Source organism: Streptomyces sp. CB01881, from assembly GCF_002953255.1.
Classification (GTDB): Bacteria; Actinomycetota; Actinomycetes; order Streptomycetales; family Streptomycetaceae; genus Kitasatospora.
Genome location: NZ_CP026498.1, coordinates 10,587,714 through 10,594,337, shown reverse-complemented (window position 1 = coordinate 10,594,337; position 6,624 = coordinate 10,587,714). Strand labels below are relative to the sequence as shown.

General features: G+C 75.6%; 6 protein-coding genes. 2 read left to right on the top strand and 4 right to left on the bottom strand.

Annotated features, from left to right (window positions below):
• Window positions 1–74: 74 nt before the first annotated feature.
• Window positions 75–1,403, bottom strand: coding sequence for a hypothetical protein (locus tag C2142_RS35640; RefSeq protein ID WP_194235847.1), 1,329 nt, complete (start codon window positions 1,401–1,403; stop codon window positions 75–77).
• Between the two features lie 366 nt (window positions 1,404–1,769).
• On the opposite strand from C2142_RS35640, the gene C2142_RS35635 reads away from it, so the two are divergent.
• Complete coding sequence (locus tag C2142_RS35635; RefSeq protein ID WP_148646970.1) at window positions 1,770–2,195, top strand: nuclear transport factor 2 family protein; 426 nt, start codon at window positions 1,770–1,772, stop codon at window positions 2,193–2,195.
• Between the two features lie 52 nt (window positions 2,196–2,247).
• Here C2142_RS35635 and C2142_RS35630 read toward each other — a convergent pair whose 3' ends face one another.
• Window positions 2,248–3,348, bottom strand: a complete 1,101-nt coding sequence (locus C2142_RS35630; RefSeq protein ID WP_148646969.1) for a chemotaxis protein — start codon at window positions 3,346–3,348, stop codon at window positions 2,248–2,250.
• Window positions 3,349–3,594: 246 nt separating this feature from the next.
• Between C2142_RS35630 and C2142_RS35625 the strand changes: the two genes are divergently transcribed.
• Window positions 3,595–3,849, top strand: coding sequence for a hypothetical protein (locus C2142_RS35625; protein WP_148646968.1), 255 nt, complete (start codon window positions 3,595–3,597; stop codon window positions 3,847–3,849).
• Between the two features lie 152 nt (window positions 3,850–4,001).
• On the opposite strand, the gene C2142_RS35620 is transcribed toward C2142_RS35625, so the two are convergent.
• Both C2142_RS35620 and C2142_RS35615 read right to left on the bottom strand, forming a co-directional pair.
• Window positions 4,002–5,663 carry a sigma-70 family RNA polymerase sigma factor gene (locus C2142_RS35620; RefSeq protein WP_148646967.1) on the bottom strand — a complete coding sequence of 554 codons (1,662 nt, stop codon included), beginning with the start codon at window positions 5,661–5,663 and terminating at the stop codon, window positions 4,002–4,004.
• Between the two features lie 213 nt (window positions 5,664–5,876).
• The coding region (locus C2142_RS35615; protein WP_148647230.1) for a CAP domain-containing protein at window positions 5,877–6,624 on the bottom strand (748 nt) is incomplete at its 5' end.

The window sequence follows — 6,624 nt, the reverse complement described above, 5'->3', positions numbered from 1 at the left end:
CGACTCGATGCCGACGACCAGGGCGAAGACGCGTTCGGGCGCGAGGTACTGGGCGTCGTCGACCACGAGGTGTCTCACCCGGCGGCCCCGGCGGCCGGCACCACGGGCGCGTCCCCGGCCAGTGCCGCGGCGATCCGGTCGTAGAGGGCGGGGAGCTTGAAGTAGGCGCTGTGGCAGTACGGGAACGGCTGGCGGCTGCTCACCTCGTGGTCGGTGACCCGCGGGTCACCGGGGAAGACCGGCCCGGCCCGGTAGCCGAGGACGTCCCCGGGGTCGTAGACGTTCAGCCAGTGCGGGAACCCGGCCGGCAGGGCCGCGCCCGGTTCCAGCCCGCTGAGCGCGCCGAGTTCGTGCAGGAACGGCGCCTGCGAGCCGACGGTGACCAGCAGTCGGACCCCGGCCGGGGGCTCACGGCGGGCGGCGGCGAGGGCCAGGCAGTCGACCAGGGCGATGCCGCCGAGGCTGTGGCCGATCAGCACGGTCGGGCCTGGTGCGGCGGCGATCCGTTCGGCCAGGAACGCCCGGAGCGGGCCGCCGCGCGCCTGGTAGCGGAGGATGTCGCCGAGTGCGGGGGTGGCGCCGACGGTCAGGGCGCCGCGGTGGCGGTCCAGCATCCGCTGGCCGCCGATCCGCATGCTGAGCTTGCCGAGCACCCCGGCCGCCCGGCCGAGCGGCCCGCGGGCGGCGCCGCCGAGGCGGTCGCCGAGGAGTTCGACCAGGCGGTCACGCTCGTCGGCGGTGCAGAGCGCCCCGGGGCCGGCCGCGGTGAGGAGTTCGGCGGTCAGCGCGCGGGCGGTGAGGGCGATCAGCTCGGCGCCGGCCACCGGGTCCACGGCCCGGTCGCAGGCCTCGGTGAACTCCTCGGCCCCGGCCAGCCGGTCGAGGGCGGCCGGAAGGTGCGGGCCAAGCCCGGTGGCAGCCAACAGGGCGTCCAGCTCGGCCCCTTCGGCCGTGGGGCCGTCCGCTGCGGGGGGCGCGAGCACCGCCAGCTTGCCGGCGACGGTCTCGCCGGGCGTCCGGACCCCGGGGGCGCCGAAGCCCTCGTCCTCGACGGGTAGTCGGGCGAGCACCCGCAGCTCGCAGAGCGGGTCGACCAGCAGCAGCGCCCAGCCGCCGTCCGCCCCGCCGTCCGACACCCCCGGCCGTGCCGCGGCCGTCGGAGCCGTCGGGGCCGTCGGGGCCGTCGGGGTCGGCAGGAGCGCCGGAGCCGGCGCCGGACGGCCGGCGAAGCCCGGAATCGAGGCGCCGCCCGCGGCCAGTGCGGCGCCGTGGTCGTCGCCCCAGTAGCAGGGCGCCACCTCGGCGTCCGGGAACCGGGCCGTCAACTCCCGGGCGACCAGCTCGAACAGCGGGTCGTAGCCCGCGCGCCGCACGCCGGTGCCGTGCACGAACAGGAATCGCATGCCGCCCCCACGCCCTCCGCCGAGTCCGCGGACTCCCCAAGCCCCGAATGCTCCGGTCAGCACCCTAGCGCCGCAGTTCGGCGCGCGGCAGCGGGTCCGCCGCAAATCAGCGCGCGGCGGGCGCGGCAGCATCGGGCAGCCCGTGGGGGAAAGGGGCTCCGTGGCCCACCCCCTGACGCTCCGACAGGAACACCCGCCTGCTTTCTCCGGCACCGCCGACGCGGCGGCCGAGGCACCGACCGAGGCCGCGACCGAGGCCGCGAGGGGCACCGGGGAGGCGCGCCGCCCTGACGCACCATCGGCTGTCAGTACCCCTTGCTACAGTCGCGAACGTTCGACAAACGGTTACACACCATGGGGGCCTGAATGAACGAGGAACTGCGGCGGTTCGGCATCGAGGCGTACGACCGCTGGACGGCGATGTGGAACGGCGACACAGGCCTGGCGGCGGAGATCATGGCCCCTGAGTTCACCCTGCGCTACGCCCAGGCGGGCACCGAGGCCTTCGACGAGGCGCGCACCCCCGACCAGCTCGCCGAGCTCGTCGCCGGGTGGCACCGGTTCCGGTCCGGGATCAAGTTCGTCGCCGAGGGGACGGCGGTGGTCGACCTCACGCTGGTCGACGGCCGTCCGTCCGGGCTGGTCGCCCGTCCCTACCTCGCCACCTTCACGGACGAGCAGGGCAGGCCGGTGGCCCGCAGCGGGACGGACACCCTGCGGATCACCGACGGCCTGATCAGCGAGGTCTGGTCGGTCTCCTCGGGTGCCGCCGGGCGGACGTTCTACCGCTGACGCACCGGGGCCCGGTCGCCTTCCCGCGGCCGGGCCCCCGCCGTGACGGCGGTCAGTACCGCAGCGCTGCGGCGATCCGGCCGTGGGCGGCGAGCTCCCCGGCGGGGACGAAGTGCACGGTGGCTCCGGTGTCCAGCGCCCGCTCGACGATCTCGTCCACCATGTCCTCGCGGACGTCCGGCTCGCCGGCGGGGGCGGGCACCAGGTGGTTGTCCGTCACCTTGACGGGCTCCCAGTAGTCCTCCTCCACCGCCAGTACGGCGACCCGGCCCTCGGTGACGTTCTGCCAGACCTCGTCCATGCCGCTGGCCAACGCCTTGACGCCGAGCGACTGGTCGAGCCGCCGGTGCAGTTCGGCGACGGCCTGCCGTTCCTGCTGCTCGACCGTGGGCCGGGCGGCCTCGGCGACGGCGGCGGGCGCCGCGTGGCCGAGACCGCCCCGCGGCACCTGGGCGGCGGCGCGCTTGACCGCGGTGCCGGCCTCGCCCAGCAGGGAGAGCGCGGCGGCCTCGCCGAGCACGTAGAGCGGGCGCGGGTCGGCGTCCAGCACGGTGCCCAGCGCGGTGTCCGCCTCGCGCAGGAAGCGCCTGGTCTCCTCGTCGCGGAACGTGCTGGGCACGTCGCCGATCCGCTCCTTGCGCTCCACGTCCCAGTCCGGGCCGACGTGGTCCAGCGGGAAGCCGCCCGCCGTGTGCTCCGCCAGCCTCGCCCCGGTACCACCGAACAGGGCCACCCGGTCGGCGGCGACCGTCAGCACCCAGTGGGGCGCACTGGCGGTGTAGGCGGAGACCAGATTGCGGGTCAGGAAGGTCTCCGAGAAGACCACCCGGGCCGGCACGGTGCGCGGCAGCGACCAGACCTGGTGCTCGCCGGGCGCCGCGAAGATCACCAGACCGTCCTCGGCGTGCACCAGGTCGACCTCCCGCAGGGCCAGGTCCAGCTGCCCCACCACGTCCAGCCGGTCGGCCCGGGAGACCGCCTCGTCCTCGTGCAGCCGGTTCTTGGCCTCCGCGATCAGGTTGCGCAGGCGCACCTGGTCCTGGGTCTTGTCGGGCTCGCTGCGGTGCGTCGGCAACAGGACGGAGACGGCCGGGTAGCGCCGGGGGCGGCGCAGCTCGGCGAGGACGGCTGGCGTGAGCTCCGCTGTGTGCATCGGATGCCCTTCTTGTCGCGGTTGGCGTGGGCGCAGTCGGAATTTTCGGCTTTGCCGGATTTACCCCCACCCCTCCCCATCCCACCGCCCTCCTATGCCGCCCGTCACCGGAAACCGCGCTCTCCGTCCGCGGCCTGTCCAGGACCCGGCGCGACCCGTCCACCCACTCGTCCACCCGCCCACCCGCCCGTCCACCGACCCGGATCCGGCCCGTAACCCGTGTGGCGGAGCGTCGTTGGACAGCGCATGAAGAAGCGCAGCATGCTCGCCGTCGCCTCGCTCGCCGTGGGTGTCGTGGCCTCCCTGACCGCTCCCAGTGCGCACGCGAGTGCGGTCGGCGGGCAGGGTGACCTGACCGGCCCGCTCCAGCAGGGCGGGGTGCTCACCACGGCGCCGGGCGCCGTCCAGGGGCAGGTCGGGGACGCCGGCGGCGTGACGGGCGACGCGACGGGCTATGTGACGGGTCAGGCGGACGGCCTGGTCGGGCTGCCCGCCGTCTGACCGCGAGCGGCCTCACCCGATCACGCCATCTCACCCGACTTCACCCGACCCCGCCTGGTTCCACCTGACCGCCCGTGACAGCCGCCCGCAGGCAGGCGGCTGTCGGCTCCCGGCCGGACGCGGTCGGCCGGGAGCGCCCGCCCTGGCACGGCTCAGCCCAGTGGGGCGCCGAGGTCCTGGGTCCAGTAGAGGCCCGCGGGCCCGGTGGCGACGCCGACACCGACGTCCTTGAAGGCGCAATCCAGCATGTTGGTCTGGTGGATCCCGCCGTCCATCCAGCGGGAGAACACGGTGGCGGGGGCGCTCGTCCCCCGGTCGAGGTTCTCGCCCCACTGCGACCAGCGGTAGCCGGCGGCGGTCAGCCGGGCGTCGGCGCGGGCGCCGTCCGGGTTGACGTGGTCGAAGAAGTTGCGGGCCACCATGTCCTCCGCGTGCTTCTGGGCCGCCGCGTGCAGCTTCGGGTCGATCCGCAGCGGGCCGCAGCCGGCCTTGGCGCGTTCGGCGTTGACCAGGTCCACCAACTGGCGCTCCGGGCCGGGCGGGGTGGCCGTCGGGCGGGCTGCGGTCGGTGACGGCGTGGGGGTGGCGGGCGGCTCGGTGGGCAGCGGCGCCGCCGTCGCGCTCGCGGTCACCGGAGGCGTGGGGGTCGCGGACGGCTCCGGAGCGGGCGGCACGGGTATCGCGGCGGCCGGTGAAACGTCGGGAGCGGTGGCGGCCGGGGCGGTCGGTTCGGGCCCGGCCGGTTCGGGCTGCGGGTGGTGCGGCCAGACCAGGGCAAGGGTCGCGACGGCGAGCACCGTCGCCGTGCCTCCGGCCACGGCTGCCTTCCCCCGGGCGAGGGCGCTCCACGGCCCGCTCCCACCCCCGGTGGGGTCGGCCGGAGTGCCGGCAGCGCCGTGCGCCGCTCCGCCGTTGGTGGCTCCGCCGTTGGTGGCGCCGCCGTTCGCGCCTCCGTGCGCCGCGCCGCCGTTGGCGCCTCCGCCCGTGGCACTGCCCGAGGCCGCCGTTGCGGCCGTGGCCTGGAACGACAGCGCCACCGGCGAGTCCAGCGGAATCGGTACCAGGGCCAGGCCGGCCAGCAGTCCCTCGGCGGGGAAGAGGTCACGGCCCAGCCCGTCGCAGGCGGCGCAGCTGCGGATGTGCCGGGCGATGCGCTTGCGCCAGACCGAGTTCGGGGTGCCGTCCCAGCCCGCCGTCACCTCGGCCAGCTCCGGGCAGCGCGGGTAGGCCGTGAGCGCCCGGACGACGACCCGGCCGGCCTCCAGCTGCTTCTTCATCCGCTGCACCCGGACCGCCGTGTGCTGCGGGGTCAGGTCGAGCGCCTCGGCCAGCTCGGCCCGGGTGAGGTCCCCGCAGGCCTCCAGCCACCAGAGGGAGAGCAGCTCGCGGTCGTCCGGGTCCAGCCAGCGGGTCGCCTCGGCCACCTCGCGCCGCTGCCCGGAGAGGCCGAGGCGCAGGATGGTGAGGTCGGTGAAGTCGGCCCTGGGGTCGGCCAGCTCCCACGCCTCGTCGAGGCCGCCGACGGTGCTCTGCTGCTGGCCGGTGCAGCGGCGGCGGACCTGGTTCATGGTGATCGCGACCAGCCAGGAGCGGAACGACTCCGGGTCGCGCAGCCCGTCAAGGCCGTCCAGCGCACGGATCATGGTCTCCTGCGCGACGTCGTCCACGTCGGCATGGCCGTTCAGTGCGCGCCCGGCCACGTTGTACACCAGCGGCAGCCAGGCGGCGACCAACGCCTCCTGGGCCTGCCGGTCGCCAGTCTGAGCCGCCAGCACCAGGGTCGTCCCGGTCCGGTTCTGCACGTCAACGTTCATGGTCCGCACTCCGTCTTGCCGTCATCCGTCCGCCGCTGCCTCCTCGGAGACCACAGGGAAGTGCTCAGATAACAACAATTCGCGCGGATTGGGAAAACGGGGGTCGGGGACGCCTCCCGGCGGGGGTTCGGCCGGACCTTCCGACGGGGTCGGCCGAGGGGCCGGCCCGGGGTTGTGACGAGGTGCCGGCGGAGTCGGCCGGGCCCGGCGGGGTCAGGACGGCGAGGCGAACACCTGCGTCCACCAGGGGCCGCCGGAGCCGGTCTTCACGCCGACACCGATCTGCTTGAACGAGCAGTTGAGGATGTTGGCGCGGTGGCCCGGGCTGTTCATCCAGGCGTCCATCACCGCGGCCGGGTCCTGCTGGCCCCGCGCTATGTTCTCGCCCCAGGCGCTCCAGCGGTAGCCGGTCGCCTCGATCCGGTGGTCGGCGTGGTAGCCCTCGGGGCTGGCGTGGTCGAAGTAGTTGCGGGCCGCCATGTCCTCGCTGTGGCCCTGGGCGGCGGTCGCCAGCCGGGGTTCGGCGGTCAGCGGGCCGCAGCCGTTCTGGGCACGCTGCGCGTTCACCAGGTCCACGACCTGCTGGGCGTACTGGGCCGCGGTGCCGCTCGCCGCGGTGGCCGGAGCCGGGCCGCCGGCCCGGGCGGAGGCCGTGGTGCTCGCGGACGCCTTGGCAGTGGCACCCGCCGAGGCGCCGGAGCTCGCCTTGGCCGACCCGGCCGGGCTCGAACCTGTCGCGGTGGGCTTGGCCGGGTCCGTGGCCGAGGGGGTCGCAGCGGCCGTGGTCGCAGCGGTGGCCGACGGGGTCACGGGGGCGGCGTGGGCCGCGTCGGTGGCGGTCGGGCTGCCACCGGCCGCGGCGGGCGTCGGGTCGAAGCCGCCGGCGCCGGGGACCTGGATGCCGTCGTGGTCGCCGGCCTCCGCCGCGATCTGCGGCTCCAGCGCCACCGCCTCCGTCCCG

Bases quoted from the DNA above. Each gene is read 5' to 3' on its own strand.
- C2142_RS35640 (WP_194235847.1), bottom strand. From the start codon at position 1,403: ATGCGATTCCTGTTCGTGCACGGCACCGGCGTGCGGCGCGCGGGCTAC.
- C2142_RS35635 (WP_148646970.1), top strand. From the start codon at position 1,770: ATGAACGAGGAACTGCGGCGGTTCGGCATCGAGGCGTACGACCGCTGG.
- C2142_RS35630 (WP_148646969.1), bottom strand. From the start codon at position 3,348: ATGCACACAGCGGAGCTCACGCCAGCCGTCCTCGCCGAGCTGCGCCGC.
- C2142_RS35625 (WP_148646968.1), top strand. From the start codon at position 3,595: ATGAAGAAGCGCAGCATGCTCGCCGTCGCCTCGCTCGCCGTGGGTGTC.
- C2142_RS35620 (WP_148646967.1), bottom strand. From the start codon at position 5,663: ATGAACGTTGACGTGCAGAACCGGACCGGGACGACCCTGGTGCTGGCG.